The sequence below is a fragment of the Bacillus sp. N13C7 genome (assembly GCF_026790065.1).
GTDB lineage: Bacteria > Bacillota > Bacilli > Bacillales > Bacillaceae > Bacillus.
Genome location: NZ_JALAMO010000003.1, coordinates 151,974 through 169,928, shown reverse-complemented (window position 1 = coordinate 169,928; position 17,955 = coordinate 151,974). Strand labels below are relative to the sequence as shown.

At 48.2% G+C, this 17,955-nt stretch carries 18 protein-coding genes; 3 read left to right on the top strand and 15 right to left on the bottom strand.

Annotated elements, in window-relative coordinates; translation table 11 throughout:
- Positions 1-13: 13 nt before the first annotated feature.
- From licB to MOB98_RS03690, 4 genes are all read right to left on the bottom strand, one after another.
- Positions 14-322: a PTS lichenan transporter subunit IIB gene (gene licB / locus MOB98_RS03705; RefSeq protein WP_003218755.1), complete on the bottom strand. Its 309-nt coding sequence runs from the start codon at positions 320-322 to the stop codon at positions 14-16.
- A gap of 128 nt (positions 323-450) precedes the next feature.
- Entirely contained in the window at positions 451-2,376 is a 1,926-nt protein-coding gene (licR, locus tag MOB98_RS03700; protein ID WP_268360433.1) for a transcriptional regulator LicR, read from the bottom strand.
- Positions 2,377-2,537: 161 nt separating this feature from the next.
- The gene (locus MOB98_RS03695; protein ID WP_009968374.1) at positions 2,538-2,696 is read right to left on the bottom strand and encodes a hypothetical protein; all 159 of its coding nucleotides are present in this window, start codon (positions 2,694-2,696) and stop codon (positions 2,538-2,540) included.
- A 27-nt stretch (positions 2,697-2,723) separates the two neighbouring features.
- Positions 2,724-3,314, bottom strand: a complete 591-nt coding sequence (locus MOB98_RS03690) for a DNA-3-methyladenine glycosylase (protein ID WP_268360432.1) — start codon at positions 3,312-3,314, stop codon at positions 2,724-2,726.
- Between the two features lie 127 nt (positions 3,315-3,441).
- On the opposite strand from MOB98_RS03690, the gene katX reads away from it, so the two are divergent.
- A complete protein-coding gene (gene katX, locus MOB98_RS03685) occupies positions 3,442-5,085 on the top strand; it encodes a catalase KatX (protein WP_268360431.1) in 1,644 nt (547 codons plus the stop codon).
- A 101-nt stretch (positions 5,086-5,186) separates the two neighbouring features.
- Positions 5,187-6,389: an MFS transporter gene (locus MOB98_RS03680; protein ID WP_268360430.1), complete on the top strand. Its 1,203-nt coding sequence runs from the start codon at positions 5,187-5,189 to the stop codon at positions 6,387-6,389.
- On the opposite strand, the gene MOB98_RS03675 is transcribed toward MOB98_RS03680, so the two are convergent.
- From MOB98_RS03675 to sigY, 6 genes are read right to left on the bottom strand one after another with little or no spacing between them, the layout of a single operon-like run.
- The gene (locus MOB98_RS03675) at positions 6,386-7,162 is read right to left on the bottom strand and encodes an ABC transporter permease subunit (RefSeq protein WP_268360429.1); all 777 of its coding nucleotides are present in this window, start codon (positions 7,160-7,162) and stop codon (positions 6,386-6,388) included. The genes MOB98_RS03680 and MOB98_RS03675 overlap by 4 nt on opposite strands.
- Entirely contained in the window at positions 7,159-8,046 is an 888-nt protein-coding gene (locus tag MOB98_RS03670) for an ABC transporter ATP-binding protein (protein WP_268360428.1), read from the bottom strand. Before MOB98_RS03670 ends, MOB98_RS03675 begins: the two co-directional genes overlap by 4 nt.
- Positions 8,047-8,052: 6 nt before the next feature.
- Complete coding sequence (gene yxlE, locus MOB98_RS03665) at positions 8,053-8,241, bottom strand: sigma Y negative regulator YxlE (protein WP_268360427.1); 189 nt, start codon at positions 8,239-8,241, stop codon at positions 8,053-8,055.
- Positions 8,238-8,444 carry a sigma Y negative regulator YxlD gene (gene yxlD / locus MOB98_RS03660; RefSeq protein ID WP_268360426.1) on the bottom strand — a complete coding sequence of 69 codons (207 nt, stop codon included), beginning with the start codon at positions 8,442-8,444 and terminating at the stop codon, positions 8,238-8,240. The genes yxlE and yxlD overlap by 4 nt, the downstream gene beginning before the upstream one ends.
- Positions 8,441-8,761: a YxlC family protein gene (locus MOB98_RS03655; RefSeq protein ID WP_268360425.1), complete on the bottom strand. Its 321-nt coding sequence runs from the start codon at positions 8,759-8,761 to the stop codon at positions 8,441-8,443. The genes yxlD and MOB98_RS03655 overlap by 4 nt, the downstream gene beginning before the upstream one ends.
- Positions 8,754-9,290 carry an RNA polymerase sigma factor SigY gene (gene sigY, locus MOB98_RS03650; RefSeq protein ID WP_268360424.1) on the bottom strand — a complete coding sequence of 179 codons (537 nt, stop codon included), beginning with the start codon at positions 9,288-9,290 and terminating at the stop codon, positions 8,754-8,756. The genes MOB98_RS03655 and sigY overlap by 8 nt, the downstream gene beginning before the upstream one ends.
- 210 nt (positions 9,291-9,500) lie before the next feature.
- Between sigY and MOB98_RS03645 the strand changes: the two genes are divergently transcribed.
- A complete protein-coding gene (locus tag MOB98_RS03645) occupies positions 9,501-10,874 on the top strand; it encodes a cytosine permease (protein ID WP_268360423.1) in 1,374 nt (457 codons plus the stop codon).
- A gap of 13 nt (positions 10,875-10,887) precedes the next feature.
- Here the strand turns inward: MOB98_RS03645 and MOB98_RS03640 are convergent, their stop codons facing one another.
- The 5 genes from MOB98_RS03640 to cydA all read right to left on the bottom strand — a co-directional run bounded on the left by MOB98_RS03640 (position 10,888) and on the right by cydA (position 17,635).
- The gene (locus tag MOB98_RS03640; RefSeq protein ID WP_268360422.1) at positions 10,888-11,718 is read right to left on the bottom strand and encodes an NAD(P)H-hydrate dehydratase; all 831 of its coding nucleotides are present in this window, start codon (positions 11,716-11,718) and stop codon (positions 10,888-10,890) included.
- 83 nt (positions 11,719-11,801) lie between these two features.
- Positions 11,802-13,529: a thiol reductant ABC exporter subunit CydC gene (cydC, locus tag MOB98_RS03635; RefSeq protein ID WP_268360421.1), complete on the bottom strand. Its 1,728-nt coding sequence runs from the start codon at positions 13,527-13,529 to the stop codon at positions 11,802-11,804.
- Positions 13,526-15,229 (bottom strand): thiol reductant ABC exporter subunit CydD, encoded by a 1,704-nt coding sequence (gene cydD / locus MOB98_RS03630; RefSeq protein WP_268360420.1) that lies wholly within the window; start codon positions 15,227-15,229, stop codon positions 13,526-13,528. Before cydD ends, cydC begins: the two co-directional genes overlap by 4 nt.
- A complete protein-coding gene (gene cydB, locus MOB98_RS03625) occupies positions 15,229-16,245 on the bottom strand; it encodes a cytochrome d ubiquinol oxidase subunit II (RefSeq protein WP_268360419.1) in 1,017 nt (338 codons plus the stop codon). The genes cydD and cydB overlap by 1 nt, the downstream gene beginning before the upstream one ends.
- On the bottom strand, positions 16,229-17,635 hold the full coding sequence (gene cydA, locus MOB98_RS03620; RefSeq protein WP_268360418.1) for a cytochrome ubiquinol oxidase subunit I: 1,407 nt from the start codon (positions 17,633-17,635) through the stop codon (positions 16,229-16,231). The genes cydB and cydA overlap by 17 nt, the downstream gene beginning before the upstream one ends.
- Positions 17,636-17,955 lie beyond the last annotated feature (320 nt).

Genomic DNA, 17,955 nt, shown 5'->3' with positions numbered 1-17,955 from the left:
AGCCCGCTCCTCTCTATGACACATGTCCAAGCTGTTCAGCTGATTTCAGCACTTCCGCCCCGTTGCACGTGCCATAATGAACGGTATTAATGACGTCTACCGGAACTCCCTTTGACTCTCCTAATTTTTTCAGCTGCGGAAGCATATAACGGACTTGCGGGCCGAGAAGCAGTACATCCGCTTTATCGATATGATTCTGTACAGAATCGCCTGAAACTGCCCAAATGGTATAGTCTTTTCCTTGTTCCTGCGCACTTTTTTCCATCTTGCTCACCAGTAAGCTGGTAGACATGCCTGCTGCACAAACGAGTAATATATTCATGTAAAAGACCCCCTAGAGTTTGATCAATTTTGTCATGTCCTGCTGTTGCTATCATCATATTATGAAATCGCTTTCATAAACACTCAAGGTTTTTCCGCAGCAAACGGAAAAAAGGTATATACAGACTGTCAGCTCAGCATTTTTTGGTCAAACACATCCGAAAGCTCTTGATACGAACGGCATTTGATCAGCTGGTTCACCGCCGACGGGTCATCCAAAATGCTGCCAAGCAGTTTGTACATGCTTTGCAGATCGGCCTTGTTCTCCTTTTCAACACAAAGCAGACAGACAAATTGAACACGCTGATTCTCCCAATCTATCGGTTTTTTGAGCGTACAGACGGCCCAAAACGTAGTTTTTGTCTGCGGAACGAGCGGGTGCGGGATGGCAACTAGATTGCCAAAGCACGTTGGCGACATGTCTTCTCTTTCAAAGATAGAATCTATGATTTCTTTATCGGCATAGCCGCAATCAACTGCTTTCTGCCCTAAAAATTGAATCACTTCTTCTTTTGAGCGCAGATCCTTCTGGAAAAACACCAGGTCTTTTTTCAGATAGCGGGCCGCTTTTTCTTTTTCATCACTTAGAATGGATTCGATTTTTGTAAAGTCAGTCCCGCCCAGAAGTGTGTTGACCTTGAGCACTGGCACAGGGAGCTCTTTGTTGATCGGGATGGTGCTGATGACAAAATCAATTGAATCATAGGATATCTGGTCAAGACTGTAGTACTCAGCCGTTCCAAGAATATCAAGCCGTTTGCCGAAATGGGAGCGGAGTTTTTCACGCAGAAGCTGGGCGCTTCCTGCACCTGATGCGCATACGATGATACATCGTTTCGGCGGGCTTTCTGTTTTTTTTCGTTCAATCGCGGCGCCAAAGTGAAGGGCCAGATAACCAATTTCGTTTTCATGAATCTCAATGCCCGTTTGTTGCTTTATCACCATTCCGGCAACGATCCCGGCTTCAAAAGCCAGTGGATAATGTTCCTTGATCGCCGCCAGCATCGGATTTCGCAAGTTCATGCCGTATCGGTTGCGGCTGATCGCCGGCTTCATATGCAGCGACAAGCCGATTTTCAGCTCTTGGTCATGCAGGATACCGAGCTTCAGTTCACGATCAACGGCCTTTATCATAGCAAATGTCAGCTGATCAGTTTCTTCGTCAATTGAAAAAGCATCCTCCCCGCATTGTGGTTGCGGAATTCGTTTTGTGCCAAGGAGATGCATGGCGATATAGGCCGTCTCGTCCTTCGGAAATGTAACGGCAAGTGCTGATTCCAGCTCTTTTACGATGGCTTCTGCCGCCTGATATTCCTTTTGATGCTGGATATGATCCATATCATCCGGAAAAAGAGATACGTAGTTTTCCGTTCTGATCCGTTTACAAGCGATGGCAATATGAATGATGAGGTTATTCAGCCCTAAGTTAGACAGTGGGATGCGGTCGTTCTTCATTTTTTTGAGGATGGCTGAACGGATGATTTCGATTTCTTCATTAGGCACAATATCAGCCTTTTCATTCAGAACATCAATCTCCATTTCTCTATCATCAAAAATGTACTCCGCCATACAGTACCTCATCTGCACCTCGTCACCGCGGAGCTTGAAGCCGTAATTCGGGCGTGTTTCCATGACGATGCGGTAAGGCAGCAGCCTTTTTTTGACTTCTTTCAAATCCGTTTGAAGCGTAGATTTTGAGATAAATAGTTCTTCAGCCAGTTCATCGAGCTTGAGGTAATGCTCCGCAAGCAGCAGCCTTTTCATAAGATAGGCCATTCTCTCCTCCGGCAATACCGGCAGGCCTTTTTTTTGCTGACATTCATTTTGCAGCAGCGTTCTGAATGTCTGCTCGTCATGAATGCGGAGTTTGTAGCCGGAACCTCTTACGGATTGGACAAGAGCGCCATGGCCGCTCAGCACGCCTTGCAGTTCCTTTATATCATTGCGGACCGTCCGTGTTGTCACGTTTAATTGCGCGGCAAAAAACGAGCTTGTCACCGGAGCTTCGGCCGCCATCAGCAAGCGCAGAATATCACGAAGTCGCCCATGAAGCATGAGAAAAACCTCCTATCAAGTAGATGCAGGGAATAAGTGAGTGAGCAGAAAGGATGATGAAGGAATGTGAAATGTATATAAATTCTATAATGGAGAGAATGGCAAGTCAATGAACATCGGGAGACTGGGGGGAAAACTGACCCATAAAAAAACAGCCGGGGTCAGCCGGCTGTTCGGGATGCGGACATATTTTTTTGTTTAGACGCCTTTCGATCCTTCATGATTTTTCGAACAATGGGGTAAATGACCGGCGCCCATTTGATAACGGTTTTGATCATCTTTTTCAAAGCTCCGATTCTCCCTTCTTTTTTCTCAACCATTCCCCTGATTGCCCTATGCTTAAACATCTAACGCGACACGTACCTGTTTCCCGTCACCCAGAAACGCCACGGATAATCGCGGGCCTCTCCGCTGTTGTCGATGCCGATGCGCGGGCCGGTAGAAATCTGTTCCGGTGTATATCCGCTTTCAATGTAAAGCGGCTGTTCCGTGATCCAGCGTCCGTAGTCATTCATCGTGACGCCAAGCGCTTTCGTCAGCTTTCCGGGCCCATTTGTCCATTCCCTCGGACGCCGGCCCGGCCTTCTCTCCTCCATTAACAGCTGCCCTTCATGAGGCTCAATCGCCCTGATTAATACGGCTTGCGGGACACCCTCTTCTGCGGCAACGACATTCAGCAATGTATGGGTGTGCATGACATACGTATACACCCTCCCAGCTTCCGCAAACATAATCTCAGTCCGCTTCGTCCGGCGATTGTTAAAGCTGTGGGCGGCTCTGTCTTCGGCTCCCATATAAGCTTCTGTTTCCACTATATAGCCTGACGCTGTGCCTCCGTCTGTTTCTTTTACCAGAAGGCAGCCTAGAAGCGACGGGGCGAGCTCAAGAGCAGTTTTTTGGTAAAACGTGATAGGCAGCGGATGTCTTTCTCTTGTCACGAATCGAACTCTCCTTTTACCGATTTTTGTACATTGTACCATTCCCGAAGCCGATGAAAAAAAACGGCTGTTTTAAAATCTTTCCATTAAGGGAATATTGTTACCGTTCAAAAAAGGAGGGTCAACAATGAAAGAGGATCATCAAAACAAGCATCACGGAACAAATGCCCAAGGCAGTGAGGATGCGCTTTCTCATAAGACATCTGGGGAAAACGAATCAGAGGATACCTTAACGAACAGGCAGGGACATCCTGTCACTGACAACCAGAATGTAAGAACTGTCGGGAACAGAGGGCCTACAACACTTGAGAACTACGATTTTCTCGAAAAGATCAGCCACTTTGACCGTGAGCGCATCCCGGAGCGGGTTGTCCACGCCCGAGGAGCAGGTGCACACGGATATTTTGAAGCGTACGGAAGCTTTGGAGACGAACCGATTTCAAAATACACCCGGGCCAAGCTCTTTCAGGAAAAAGGCAAGAAAACCCCTGCATTTGTCCGTTTTTCTACGGTGAATCATGGAAAACACTCACCTGAAACATTGAGAGACCCGCGCGGTTTTGCCGTTAAGCTTTATACCGAAGACGGAAACTGGGATTTGGTCGGGAACAATCTGAAAATCTTTTTTATCCGCGACCCGCTGAAATTTCCGGATCTTGTGCACGCATTTCAGCCTGATCCAGTAACCAACATCCAGGACGGTGAACGTATCTTCGACTTCATTTCTCAGTCCCCTGAAGCGACACATATGATCACCTTCTTGTTTTCGCCTTGGGGCATTCCGGCCAACTACCGGCAAATGCAGGGTTCGGGCGTACACGCCTATAAATGGGTGAATGAGGAAGGCAAAGCCGTTCTCGTGAAATATCATTTCGAACCGAAACAGGGCATCCGCAACCTGACACAGAAGGAAGCAGAAGAGATTCAAGGGAAAAACTTTAACCATGCAACACAGGATTTGTATGAAGCGATCGAAAATGGCGATTATCCGGAATGGGAAGTGTATGCCCAAATCATGAGCGATGATGAGCATCCTGAACTGGACTTTGATCCGCTTGATCCGACAAAGCTGTGGTATAAAGACGATTTCCCATGGAAACCGATCGGCAAATTGGTTCTTAACAAAAACCCGGAAAACTACCATGCGGAAGTAGAACAAGCTTCATTCGGAACGGGAGTGCTTGTTGACGGGCTTGATTTCTCAGATGATAAGTTGCTTCAGGGCCGGACGTTTGCCTACTCTGATACGCAGCGCTACCGTGTAGGCGCAAATTACCTGCAGCTGCCGATCAACTCACCGAAAAAACATGTCGCCACCAACCAGGAAGGCGGGCAAATGCTGTACCGGGTCGATAGAGCAGAAGGCCAAAACCCGCACGTTAACTATGAGCCGTCCATTATGGGCGGGCTGCAGGAAGCGAAGCAGGATGGAAAGGATCATACGCCGCACGTCGAAGGTGATGTAAAGCGTGAAGCAATCGACAGAACGAACAACTTCGGACAGGCCGGCGAAACGTACCGGAGATTTACTGAATTTGAACGGAACGAATTGATCACGAACCTGGTCAATACGCTTTCTACATGCCGCAAAGAAATCCAGGATCAGATGATTGAGAATTTCACAAAAGCTGATCCGGACTACGGGAAACGCGTGGCAGAAGGGCTGAAAAAAGTTTCCGAAAACAACAGCAACGGGCCGATCGGCACAACTGAAACGGAACAGGCTGCAAAACAGGCTGAGCAGGAAAGCCATCCGTCTGACCCGTATTAAAACAGTGAACAGGACTTGTTTGAAGTCCTGTTTTTTTCATTTTTCTGTTGAAACGCTTTCAGCAATTATGGTGTACTGGAAGGAAAGGGGTGGGAAGAAGTATGGAGTTACAGCCGGACATGATTTCTCGAAAAAAAACAATCGGCGCTTTAGATCACGCCGTTTTTTTATGCATGGTATTTTGTTTTTGGTTTTCAGGCTATATTTATGTGCCTGTATTCGGCCTGTACTTGGAGGATCTGCACTTTTCTTACGGCGCAATCGGCATCATTCTCGGCAGCTACGGGGTCACGCAAATCCTTCTTCGATTTCCGCTCGGCTTGCTGTCAGACATCCTCTTTTCGATACGCAAGCAATTGTTAATTGCCGGGTTTGGGTTTTCCGTCCTCAGCAGCTTGCTTTTTCTGATGTTTGATTCTTTCTTCTTCGTGCTGGCCGCACGGCTGTTTGCGGGAATTACCGCCTCTATGTGGGTCATGGCGACCATTTTATATGCGCAGTATTTCAACAGCGATAACGCCTCAAAAGCAATGGGCATTATGCAGTTTTTCACTGTCATGCCTCAGTTTGCCAGCATTGTGTTCTGCGGGCTTGCGGCAGCTCGCTTAGGCAGGCAGGTTCCGTTTTGGATGGCGCTGGCGGCCTCGGCCATCGGCCTGGTGATCTGCTGCTTTATTAAAGACCCTTCGGCTCCTCCCGCGAATTGTGACACAATACGGGTGCCGCAATCCATCAAAGACACATTGCGGCTGCCGAAGCTGAAGCTTTTCACCATCCTGTCTATGACTGCCCACGCGGTGTTATTTATGACCGTGTTTGGTTTTACACCGCTTTACATCCATCAGCTCGGAATGGGTGACGCGGAGCTGCTTTGGGTGATGAGCGCCTTTTTCCTCCCTCACGCAGCCGCCACATTAAGCTTTGTGTTTCTGCGATTCACAAGCCGAACTGCTTACTTCGTAATGCTCATCAGTTTTGCGGTCACTGGAATCTGTTTGTTATTTGTACCTTTTTCCGAAACATTATTCTCGGTTTGCATCACACACGCCTGCATCGGGCTGGCCCTCGGTTTCGTATTTCCTTTACTGCTAAGCCGGGTCGTCGATATCAGTTCCGTCCGTTTGAAAATGTCAGTGATGGGGTTTTATCAGTCGTTTTATGCGCTGGGCATCTTCCTCGGACCCCTTTTAGCCGGAAAAACCGCACAGCTTTTCGGGCTTGCTGGAGTGTTTTATGGAGCCGGGTCGCTGGCATTTGCCGCCTTTCTAGTGATGCTCGCACAAAAGCGTCACATGATCTATTAATAGCTTTCATACTGCCGGAAGCGCCACGCTGAAAACATGGCCAGAAGCATGATGCATAAAATGGAGAATGTGAGCGACCATCCGAAAAAATCGGCCTTCTCCCCATGAAGAAGGATATGCTCCGCCTGCTTGCAAAGCGCAGCCGGAAGCCATTTCGAACCATCAGGAAATAGCGATACAGCAAAGGAAACGGCAGCTGTCAGCCCGATCCCGGAAGCCGCGGCTGCGCCGAGAGACCGAAACATCGTACTTCCGTAAAGGCCGGCAGTCACAATAAACATGATCCAAAGAGCATAGAGGCCAAGGCTTCCGGCAAAACGGCTGAATGATGTCTCCTCAAACAGCAGCCGGACGTAATAATAAGCAAGCCCGTATCCTGCTGCAAACGACGCAATGCAGATCATGCTTTGGGTGAGCCATTTGCTCACGATATAATGGGCTGCCGTCACAGGCCGAGACATGATCAGCGACGTTACGCCTTGATTTCTTTCATTCGCCACGCTGCCCATGACGCTGAAGATGACCAGAGCCATGCCAAGCGTGTTGAATTGAGAAAGCGTGCTGACCATCACTTCAGACCCGGAAGGCATCGTAAAATTGATTTTCATGCCATCAGGAAGGTTTCCTCCGTGTTCAATGATTTCCGGCATATAATAAATGGTCAGCGGCTGTGTCAATCCCACGATCATCATCGCGATCGGCAGCCAGATGAGCTTACCGCTTTTCCACCCATCGAGCCATTCTTTCTGCAATAGCGTTATCATCACCTTCATGCGTGCACCACCTTTAGATAGACGTCTTCAAGAGACTCCGCGTGCTGTTGAAAACAAGTGACGGTCAATCCCGCTCGGATACACTCACTCAGCAAGGTCCGGCCAGCTTGTATATCTGGCAGCTCGAAAACAGCCTGAGACGGATTCATATAGACAATAGCTGAGACATAAGGCTTCTCTTCAAGCCAGCCGTTCAGCTTCTCTTTCACTGTAAGAGTGAAAACGTTCGTTTGATGCTGTTTCTTAAGCTGCTGTAATTCGCCTTTCCATGAAATCTCCCCGTTTTTCATGATCACCACCTGATCACACACCTGCTCTGCATCATGCAAAACGTGTGTAGAAAACAGAACAGCCATATGCTTCTTCAGCTCCCGCATCATGTCCAGCACCTCGAACCGCCCTGACGGATCAAGAGCGGATACCGGTTCATCCAAGATCAACAGCTTCGGTTTATGGAGCAGCGCCTGTGCCAGCCCGAGTCTTTGCTTCATGCCGCCTGAATAGCCGCCGATTCTTTTGTGTGCGGATTCCTGCAAGCCGACAAATTCCAGCATCTCGCCGATTTCCTCTTGGCATTTTTTCTTTGAAAGACCGGACAGTCTCCCGGCAAATGTTAAAAACTCGTTTGCAGTCATCCACGAATAAAAAGCAGGATACTGCGGGAGGTACCCGATCAAACGCCGGTCCGGCTTTTTCTCCCCTAACAGCTTGATGGTTCCAGAGGTTGGCGAAAGCAGTCCGGCCAGCATTTGCAGTGTTGTAGTTTTACCGGCTCCATTAGGGCCTAATAATGCGACACACTCGTTTTCATTCACGTGGAAACTGACATTCTTTACAGCTTCATGATGCCGGTACGATTTGCATAATGATTCAATAGACAGCATATCCGCTTACCTTTGCTTTCTGCCGATGGTAAAAAACAAAATCGGCCCGATAATATTGATACATACGATGATTGCGGCCCACATCCACTTTGGCCCGTTCGTCCGTTCTTCTTTTATACAGCTGATAAGGGCAAACACCGCTAAAACCAACTGTAATACAATCAGTGGCAAAATCATTTCCCAAGAAATATTCATTGCTTGATCCCCCTTTTCTTCCTGTCCGGCTTTATAACAAAAAAGTAATAGCAAATCAGAGGCATTGGTGCTTGAATCAATCCGATAATCCCCCAAACCCATGCCATGCGATTACGTTTTTTCGCATCAATAAATAAAAAGATTCCCTGCGCCAAAACAATAAGATAAGCCGCAACCATGATGACAATTTCTGTTTGTGTCATCGGCGCTCCACCTCGCATTCACCAGGATGACTTTTTTTCTCAGCCGCAATTAAAATCGGCAGCACCGCAAGCACACAAACCTGAAGTACGATAAACACTGCTGGAGCTCGAGTGAATGCCAGAATTGCCGCACTCACAACCATCAGCGCACAGAATACAAATAAGATGATCTCTTTCAGCAGTTTTTTTCTGCGTTCAGCTTTCATTTGTGACAGCCGGTAAAGCATTTCTTTTTGATCTGGTATAGAGGGGTTGGCTGTTTGATCAATTTTCTGCAATTCTGATTTTAAATGCCCGGAAATCTTTTCTTTATTCATCGTCCCACTCCTTTCTGATTTGCTGGAGCCCTTTATGAACTCTGGACTTCACCGTGCCTTCCTTGATCTGCAGCATCAGCCCGATTTCGGCGTAGGTATAGCCGTAGTAATGCCTTAATAAAACAGGCGTGCGCAGTTTAGGGTCCAGCTTTGAAAACAGATCAAGCGTCTCGCTCCATTCTGCCCCTTTCACTGACACGTCCCACTTGATCTTGCGGATGGTTTCCTCTGTCATCGCCTGTTTCCGTTTCCATTCTCTCTTTCTCTTTTTCTGGTGATCGAGATAGAGCCTCGATGCAATAGAAATCAGCCACGTGGAGAATTTGGAACGGCCTTGGAAGCTTCTTAAATGAATGTACCCTTTCAGAAAGGTTTCCTGAACGAGCTCCTCACTGAGGTCAGGATGAAGAGATAGTTTTAGCAAATATTTATATAAAAAAGAATAATGATAGTGGAAAAGAGCTGTAAACGCTTCGTCGTCTCCCTCTTTCGCCTGTTGTATCAGCTGCTGTTCTTCATGTGTATCCAATGGCCGCGATCCCCCCTTTTTTGTTTTTCTGCCTTATGAGACGACACCGGATTTAAAAGCGTTCATCTTTTTTTACAATTCTTTTCAGCCATTGACAGATCAGGCTTCCCGTCCGTATGGCTGCACATCCGCATTTGTAAACCCCCTCACAGTCTGTTAAGCTATGACTTTATGTCGATTTTAAAAATATCCAATATGGAGGACGATGCATTGAAAGTAGAAAGGCGAACGATTGAATATATTCCTAATGAAGAAAGACATGGTAAAGCGAAAGATTTATTTCCCGTATGGTTCGGGGCTAATATGCATATCACCACGTTAGTGACCGGCACGATTCCCGTTGCAATGGGACTTAATCTGTTTTGGAGTGTTGCCGCTATTATTTGCGGAACATTACTCGGTGCCATATTTATGGCGTCTCATTCCGCGCAAGGCCCTCAGCTTGGCATCCCGCAAATGATTCAAAGCCGTGCCCAATTCGGCGTAATCGGAGCGATTCTTCCCCTCTTCTTAGTTATGTTTATCTACCTTGGTTTCTTCGCAAGCAGCACGATTCTGGCGGCTGGAACCTTAAGCAGCTTTGTTCCCATCCCGGGATCATGGAGCATTATAGGCTTAAGCGCCGTATGTTTTTTACTCACCATTTTCGGCCATGATTTGATTCACAAAATGCAAAAAATCCTTTCCTGGACCTCTTTTGCTGTATTTTTTGCCGCAACAATACTCATTTTTCAATTGCCGATTCCGGCAGGCAGCTGGATTCCCGGAGCGGTTGATCTGCCCATTTTCTTAGTGGCGGTCAGTGCAGTTGCAACGTGGCAGCTTGCATACGCACCGTATGTTGCCGATTATTCAAGATATCTGCCAGTTCAAACGCCGGCGTCCAAAACGTTTTGGTACAGCTATGCAGGTACATCTGTCAGCTCCATCTGGATGATGCTGCTCGGCGCTTTGCTGACGACAGCACTTCCTGACTTTACGGCAAACTCAGGCAGCCAGATTGTCCAATTGTTCGGCCCCTTCTCGTTCATTATGCTGATCATTGTGTTATTTGGGCAAATGGCGATCAATGTCTTTAACCTGTATGGGGCTTTCATGTCCACGACCACAACGCTTGAGCCGTTTCTGAAGTTAAAGGTCACGCCCAAAGTCAGAATCATCATGATCCTTGGCGTCACGCTTGTCGGCACAGTCTTAAGCCTACTGGGGCAAAGCAATTTTATGGAGCTGTTTTTGAATTTTATCTTTTTCATCAGTTATTTCTTAATTCCATGGACGGCAATCAATTTAGTCGATTACTACTTCGTCCGCCACGGAAACTATCAAGTCAAAGCCATGTTTGATGTGAACGGGCCGTATGGAAAAGTCAATTGGATTACCACGATTGCGTTCGTCCTGTCCATCTTGCTTGAAATCCCGTTTATCAATACGTCCTTTTACATGGGGCCGCTGGCCAAAATGTTTGGCGGCGGAGACATTGCATGGATTGTCGGCTTGGCCGTGCCTTCTGTGCTTTATTATGTATTGATGAAACCGCGTCTGAAAAAACGGGCGGGTTATCAAGAAAAGCTGTCTTCTTTATGAAGACAGCTTTTTCTCATTCAAATCGTTTCCACACGCGAGGCAGCACTTCAGAAAGCTCGTGAGCGAGCAGGGTATGAGCGGAGTGCTCATCCGTCCAGAGCTCGGCGCATGCACCATGCAGATAGACCGCGTTTAATATGGCGTGCTTCGGGTCTTCGTGGCAGCAGAGCATGCCTAATATCATGCCCGTCAGCGTGTCACCGGTACCCCCCTTGGCGAGCGCGCCGTTTCCTGTTGCGTTGCGCCAGCAGTCACCATCGGGAAACGCAATGATGGTTTGATTTCCTTTTAACACAATGACAGCCTGCAACTGAGCAGCCCATTCCTTTGCATATTCTGCTCTTTTGTTTTGTAATTGGTTCACCTGCACCCCTGTCATGCGGGAAAACTCGCCTGGGTGCGGTGTGAGAATGACGGGGGCCTCCCGTTTCGGATACGTGCGCTTCACCAGTGCTCCGGCATCCAAAATCACGGGGCAATCCGCCGCAAGCACATGATCAACTGCCCGCTGTACGCTTTCGGTTTGCGGAAGCCCCGGTCCGATGGCAATGGCCCGGTACCTCTCTTCAAGCTGGGCATCCGCTGCTTTTTTCCAGCCGTCACGCCAATAGGTCGCCTCGGGGAGAACAGGCACGATCAGCGGCATCACGCTTTCAGACGTCCCGATGACAAGCTTCCCGAGTCCGCTCCGCATGGCTCCGAGCCCCGCAAGAAGCGCTACGCCCGGCATTTCGTCGCTGCCCGCCAGCAGCAAAGCTGTACCGTACGTGCCTTTATGGCTCTCTGCATCTCTTTCAGGAAGCGAGGCCCTCACATGCTCTTCCGTCCACATGGGAACATTCATCTCTATCCCTCCTCTTCGTTCTCTTCCTATTTTTCCTGTACTTTTCTTTTTCAAACAAAAAAGACAGCCTGAATGGCTGTCTTCTATTTTACAGGAACATCAAGATGATACAGGCGGCGATACCGTTCGTTTGACGCCAGCAGTTCCTCATGCGTTCCTTCCATTTCCGTTTTTCCGTTTTCGAGAAACACGATTTTATCGGCCGCTTCCACTCCCGCGAGATGGTGTGTAATCCATAGAATCGTTTTTCCTTTCAGCACATCAAATACCGTTTCCATCAGCTCGCGTTCGGTGATGGGGTCGAGGCCGACTGTCGGCTCATCGAGGATGATGATCGGCGTATCCTGCAGCAAAATCCGGGCAAGTGCGATCCGCTGCCGCTCTCCTCCGGAAAACCGGATGCCGGTTTCCTGAACAGAGGTGTGATATCCATCAGGCAGTGACTCAATATAGTCATGCAGCTTGACCTGTTTTGCGGCGCGGCGCACATCCTCGTCGCTTGCTTCTCCGTTTCCAAGCCTGATGTTGTTCAGAATGCTTGTATCAAACAGATGGGGCTTTTGATTTAACACAGCCACCGCATCAGCAATTTGATCCTTTAACAGTGCTGTCTCTACTCCGTTTAACGTCACAGAACCGGAGTCCGGTTTCAAGGCGCCTTCGATTAAAGCAAGCGACGTCGATTTCCCCGACCCGCTCCGGCCGAGAAGCGCCATTTTTTCTCCTTGGCGCAGTGTAAAGGAAAAACTGCGCAGCACTTGGCTGCTATTGTCATAAGAAAACGTCACATCACGAAAGGACAGGGTGACATCTTGGAGATCGAGCGTTTCAGCCGCTGATTCTGTTTGTGACGCCTCTGGCTGAGGAGCCACCTTGTTCATGCGCCTGATGGAATCCTGATAGCCGGGCACTTCACCCAAGGCATCTGAAAGCGGCAGAAAGGCTTCCGTCAGCGGGAACACCACAAGCACAAAAGCCGCAATCATCGTTTTGGCAAGCTCGCCGTCCGCTTGCTGCCCCGCCGTCCAAAACAGCATCATGAAAATAAGGCCGGCGACAAGACATTGCGCTGCAAAGTCCCGCCATCTCGTAAAGCGTTGCTTTTTCCGTTCAAGCTCAAACCAATCATGTTCTTCTTTTTCATAGGCATCAATAAACGCATGCCGGCGTCCGCTGAACATCCAGTCGCTGACACCCATCACGGCGTCTGTCAGACGGCTGTAGAGCACATTCCGGCCGCTTTTCAGCTTTGCATTCCTCGCTCTCGTCACGAGCAAAGATACAACCGGAAACAGCACAACAAGAACAAACAAATAAAACGCGAGCAATAGGGCAAACGGCCAAGAAAAGAAGCCGAGTGCAATCACTGAAACAGCATACAAAAGCAAGGCAGAGATCGCAGGAAAAATTGTTTTTAAGAAGGCATCCTGCAAATGCTCAATATCCTCAGACAAAATGCCGAGCATATCCCCCGTACGAAAACGGGAACGAAGCATCAAGGCCCCCGGCTCAAGCATGTTGTAAAGGCGGACGCGCATGTTGGACACGATTTTCAAAATGATATGATGGCCGACAAGGCGTTCCACATATCGTGACACAGACCGGGCAATTCCAAAGGTACGCACAGCGACAATCGGCACATAAATGAGCAAGATGTTTTCCGGCCTTGTCGCCGCCTTAGAAATCAAAAAACCAGAGGTGAACATGAGAAAAGCAGCAGAAAAAATTGTCACCGCACCCAAAAAGATAACCAGAACGAATAGGCGGACATTTTGTTTGATATACGGCAAAATCCATTCTTCTTTCTTCATGCTCTTTCCCCCAGTTGTGCCTTCACGAGTTTGGTGTACACACCATTTTTCGCCAGCAATTCATCGTGAGTCCCGACTTCCGCAACCCTGCCTCCGTCCAGCACGATAATTTTGTCCATATCGAGCATCCAGTGAAGGCGGTGAGTCGCGAGAAAGACGAGCTTATCATCAAATAAATCCAGCATCGTTTCTTTTATTTCATATTCGGTTTCGATATCAAGGTGGGCAGTCGGCTCATCCAGCAGCAGGATCGGTCGGTTCCCCAAAAAAGCGCGGGCCAGTGCGACACGCTGGGCCTGGCCCCCGCTGAGCGCCCGGCCGCCTTCCCCGATCCGTCCCTCTAATCCGTCAGGAAGGCTGTTCACCAGCTCCGTCAGTCCCGCTGAGGCAGCGGCGCGGGCTGTATTTTCATCCGACGCGCTTGGATGGTAGAAGCGAATGTTGTTTGCCAGTGTATCATCAAAAATGTACGGATGCTGCGGAATATAGAGGAGGTTTTTCTGCCAGCTGCTATCCTGCAAGTGGGACCGGCTTGACCCATTGACCTCGATCATACCGCCATCCGGCTCCAAAAACCCGCCAAGGATATCAATTAATGTTGATTTCCCGGCACCGCTTGCACCGATAATGCCGATTTTTTTCTTGCCTTTAAATGACAGATCAATATCGGACACTGATCGGCCGACTGACACGCCTGACAGCTTCAGCTCATCCTGATCGGACCACGTCCCAAGCTGAAGCGGCGCCTCTTCCTTAAATTCAGGCTGCGACAAAATCTCTTGAATGGTTTTGCCTGCCTCCTGCCCGTTCAGCGTTGCATGATAATCGTTCCCCACTTCCCGCACCGGCAGAAAATACTCAGGTGCCAGAATAAGCGCCGTTAAAGCGGGGCCAAGCAAAATATCGCCGTCAATGAGGCGCAGGCCCAGAAACACTGCGACTGTCGCCACCGACAGCATTGTGAAAAAATCGAGGGCAAATGAAGATAAAAACGCCACTCGGAGCGTGCTCATTGTTGCCTTGCGATACCGCTCACTCACGTAGAAAATATTTTTGCTGTGCGACTTGCTCAACCCTAGGAAACGCAATGTCTCCAGCCCGCGAAGAGAATCAACGAAATGATTGGAAAGTCTCTGATAGGATTTCCACTGACGATCTGCTTTTCTCTGCGCGACAAGGCCGAGAAGAATCATAAAGATGATCAGAATCGGCATAGCAGCGACTAAAATGACCGCTGATGTGCGATCCTGAAAAAACACATAAATGACAACAGCCGCAGGCACAATCGCCATGCTGACCATTTTCGGCAGAAACAGCTCCAGATAACGGCGGAACTGGCTGATGCCTTCCATCGCCAGCGTCACCATTTGCCCCGTCCCCTCTTTCTTTGCAAAACGGGGACCTAACCGGAACAGCTGATCAAGAAAGCTTTTTCTCAAATCGGCCCCTGTCCGGGCGGCATATTGATAAACGATTTTCTGGCGCGCCACCGTCACCCCGTGCCGGGCGACAAAAGCGATGAGGAAAAAACCGATCACCGGAAAAAGGGAGGCTATGCTCTCCCCGTTGAACAGCCCGGTTACGGCTTCACTCAGCCACTCTGCCTGCATAATGATGGCGGCTGTCTGAATCAGCGTTAAACAAGTAATAACGGTGAGAATCCGCTTCATTCCTTTATATCGAAACAGGTCTTTTCCCATTAATAAGTCATAGGCTCCTTATGGCTGACGCGCTTCCGGAAGACATAATAGCTCCAGATCTGGCTGCCGATCACAAACGGCAATAGCGTTAAAGCTGCAATTGACATGACTTTAAGCGAATAATCACCGGAAGAAGCGTTAGCTACTGTTAAATCGTACGCGCTTTGAAGCGAGCTGACCATGACCCGAGGGAATAAGGAAATAAAGATCATTCCTACAGTCAGCGCCAGCCCCGCGCCTGTCATCCCAAATGTCCAGCCGTCTTTTTTCTTACGGATAAATACAGCCGCGAGCATAAAGCAGATGACAATCAAAACAACAAGCGGAATGGTAATCTCGCCGCGGCGTGTAAACATGTCTGTCTGATAGGCAGAAAGGGCCGCGAAGGCAAGAACCGCTACAAAAACAACACCCATTATCTTTTGCGCCATTTTGCGGGCGCGGTTTTGCAAATCACCAATCGTACGCAGCGTGATAAACATTAATCCATGCTGGAAGCAAAGGAGTGTTACAGTCACACCGCCAAGTACAGAATAAACATTGATATAATCAGAAAAATGCGCATGAATGTTCATATCGGCATCAATCGGCATCCCGCGGAATAATGTCGTAAACAGCACACCAAGCACAAACGGAGGAATCAGACTGCCTAAGAAAACGACCCAGTCCCAAACCTTTACCCATTTCAAATGATCCACCTTGCCGCGAAACTCGAACGCGACCCCGCGGCCCATTAACGCTAGCAGCACAATGACAAACGGAATATAATAACCGCTCAGCATCGTTGCATACCAGTTTGGAAACGCCGCGAAAATGGCGCCTGCACCAGTCAAAAGCCAGACTTCATTCGCGTCCCAAAACGGCCCGATCGTGTTGATCAGCACTCTGCGCTCTAATTCATTATGGCCAAGAAAACGGGTCGCCATGCCGACCCCGAAATCAAAGCCTTCCAAAAAGAAGAATCCTACAAACAATACAGCAACGAGTATAAACCAAAGATCATGAAGAGATGCCATGGTATACCTCCTGACTAAATGGATCTGTTGATACAGGCACATCATGATGCTCATCATGCTCCGCACCTTTTTTAATCTCACGGATGAACAAGAAGACAAGCAGCGCACCTAGAATCAAGTACATCACTCCGAAGGCGATGATTGAAAATAACAGGGAGCCCGCCGTTACGTTAGGCGACACGGATTGAGCCGTAGTCATCAAGCCCATAACCGTCCAAGGCTGACGCCCGATTTCTGTCATAATCCAGCCCGCAGAGTTCGCGATAAATGGAAAGGAAATCAAAGCGATCATGATGCGCAAATACCATTTGCTGCTTTCAAGCTTTTTGCGGCGGTTTAACCAAAGGCCGCCTAACGCAGCAAGAATCATGACAACACCTGCGCCAACCATGATGCGGAAGCTCCAGAACGTCGTTTTGACAGGCGGAATGTAGTCGCCTTTTCCGTATACTTTTTCGTACTCAGCCTGAAGTGTTTTCATCCCTTTGACACTTCCGCTGAATTTTTGATATGCCAGGTAGCTCAAGGCATAAGGAACTTTAATTTCATTTGAGCTTTTTTCATTTTTTGTATCGATCGTGGCAAAAGCTGTCCAAGCAGCAGGGTCACCGCTGTCTTCCCAAAGGCCTTCACTGGCAGCCATTTTCATCGGCTGTGATTCCATCAAATGCTCAGCCTGCATGTGTCCGCTAAGGCCGACGCCAAGACCTGCACAAAGGCCCACGATCATGGCAAGTTTAAAAGATTGTTTAAAGAACGGCACTTCTTTTTTCTTCAGCAGTTTAAAAGCACTTACTCCGGCGATAAAGAACGCCCCGGTGGCGAGCGCCCCGAAAATGACGTGCGGGAATTCAACCCAAAGCTGAGGGTTTGTAATCAGCGCGACAAAGTCATTCATCTCCGCGCGGCCGTTTTTGATCGTAAAGCCGACCGGCTCCTGCATAAAGGAGTTCGCTGTTAAAATCCAGAAAGACGACATAATCGTTCCGAACGACACGAGCCAAATGCAGAGAGCGTGAATTTTTTTCGGCAGGCGGTCCCATCCGAAAATCCATAATCCGATAAAAATAGATTCCATGAAAAACGCCAATAAGGCTTCAATCGCAAGCGGAGCGCCAAATACATCTCCGACAAAACGGGAGTAATCAGACCAGTTCAATCCAAACTGGAATTCTTGCAAAATCCCCGTTACAACACCTACTGCGAAATTTATTAAGAATAAGTGCCCCCAAAACTTTGCCATTTTGAGGTACAGCTCATTTTTCTTCACAAGATAAAGAGTCTCCATCAACGCAACCATAAACACAAGCCCGATAGACATCGGCACAAACAAGAAGTGAAACAACGTTGTTGATGCAAATTGAATGCGGGCTAATACCAATTCACTCATGCTTTCTCCTCCATTCCGGTTGACACTTTAATATTGCTCACTACTTCACAAATAGAACCAAAACTTTGATCAGTACTTCACAAAATAGACGAAAAAAATATTGTTCAATATTTCACAAATGTGTCAAAAAGTCGTCCAATATGATGCAAGATTGCCAGACTGACCAATGACACAATCTCTGACTGGTTCATATTAAGTACTTTACAACGATTCATTTCAAAAATAAAGCCCAAAATACCCAAAAAGTCCTGAATGATGTGACGGATTATTGTCTATTTTGTTGCTGATTGATGACGGTTGCTAGGATAAATGGCCCTTTA

Excerpts from the sequence above, each read along its gene's own strand:
- licB (WP_003218755.1), bottom strand. The coding sequence starts at position 322 with ATGAATATATTACTCGTTTGTGCAGCAGGCATGTCTACCAGCTTACTG.
- licR (WP_268360433.1), bottom strand. The coding sequence starts at position 2,376 with ATGCTTCATGGGCGACTTCGTGATATTCTGCGCTTGCTGATGGCGGCC.
- MOB98_RS03695 (WP_009968374.1), bottom strand. The coding sequence starts at position 2,696 with ATGGTTGAGAAAAAAGAAGGGAGAATCGGAGCTTTGAAAAAGATGATC.
- katX (WP_268360431.1), top strand. The coding sequence starts at position 3,442 with ATGAAAGAGGATCATCAAAACAAGCATCACGGAACAAATGCCCAAGGC.
- MOB98_RS03680 (WP_268360430.1), top strand. The coding sequence starts at position 5,187 with ATGGAGTTACAGCCGGACATGATTTCTCGAAAAAAAACAATCGGCGCT.
- MOB98_RS03675 (WP_268360429.1), bottom strand. The coding sequence starts at position 7,162 with ATGAAGGTGATGATAACGCTATTGCAGAAAGAATGGCTCGATGGGTGG.
- MOB98_RS03670 (WP_268360428.1), bottom strand. The coding sequence starts at position 8,046 with ATGCTGTCTATTGAATCATTATGCAAATCGTACCGGCATCATGAAGCT.
- yxlE (WP_268360427.1), bottom strand. The coding sequence starts at position 8,241 with ATGAATATTTCTTGGGAAATGATTTTGCCACTGATTGTATTACAGTTG.
- yxlD (WP_268360426.1), bottom strand. The coding sequence starts at position 8,444 with ATGACACAAACAGAAATTGTCATCATGGTTGCGGCTTATCTTATTGTT.
- MOB98_RS03655 (WP_268360425.1), bottom strand. The coding sequence starts at position 8,761 with ATGAATAAAGAAAAGATTTCCGGGCATTTAAAATCAGAATTGCAGAAA.
- MOB98_RS03640 (WP_268360422.1), bottom strand. The coding sequence starts at position 11,718 with ATGAATGTTCCCATGTGGACGGAAGAGCATGTGAGGGCCTCGCTTCCT.
- cydC (WP_268360421.1), bottom strand. The coding sequence starts at position 13,529 with ATGAAGAAAGAAGAATGGATTTTGCCGTATATCAAACAAAATGTCCGC.
- cydD (WP_268360420.1), bottom strand. The coding sequence starts at position 15,229 with ATGGGAAAAGACCTGTTTCGATATAAAGGAATGAAGCGGATTCTCACC.
- cydB (WP_268360419.1), bottom strand. The coding sequence starts at position 16,245 with ATGGCATCTCTTCATGATCTTTGGTTTATACTCGTTGCTGTATTGTTT.
- cydA (WP_268360418.1), bottom strand. The coding sequence starts at position 17,635 with ATGAGTGAATTGGTATTAGCCCGCATTCAATTTGCATCAACAACGTTG.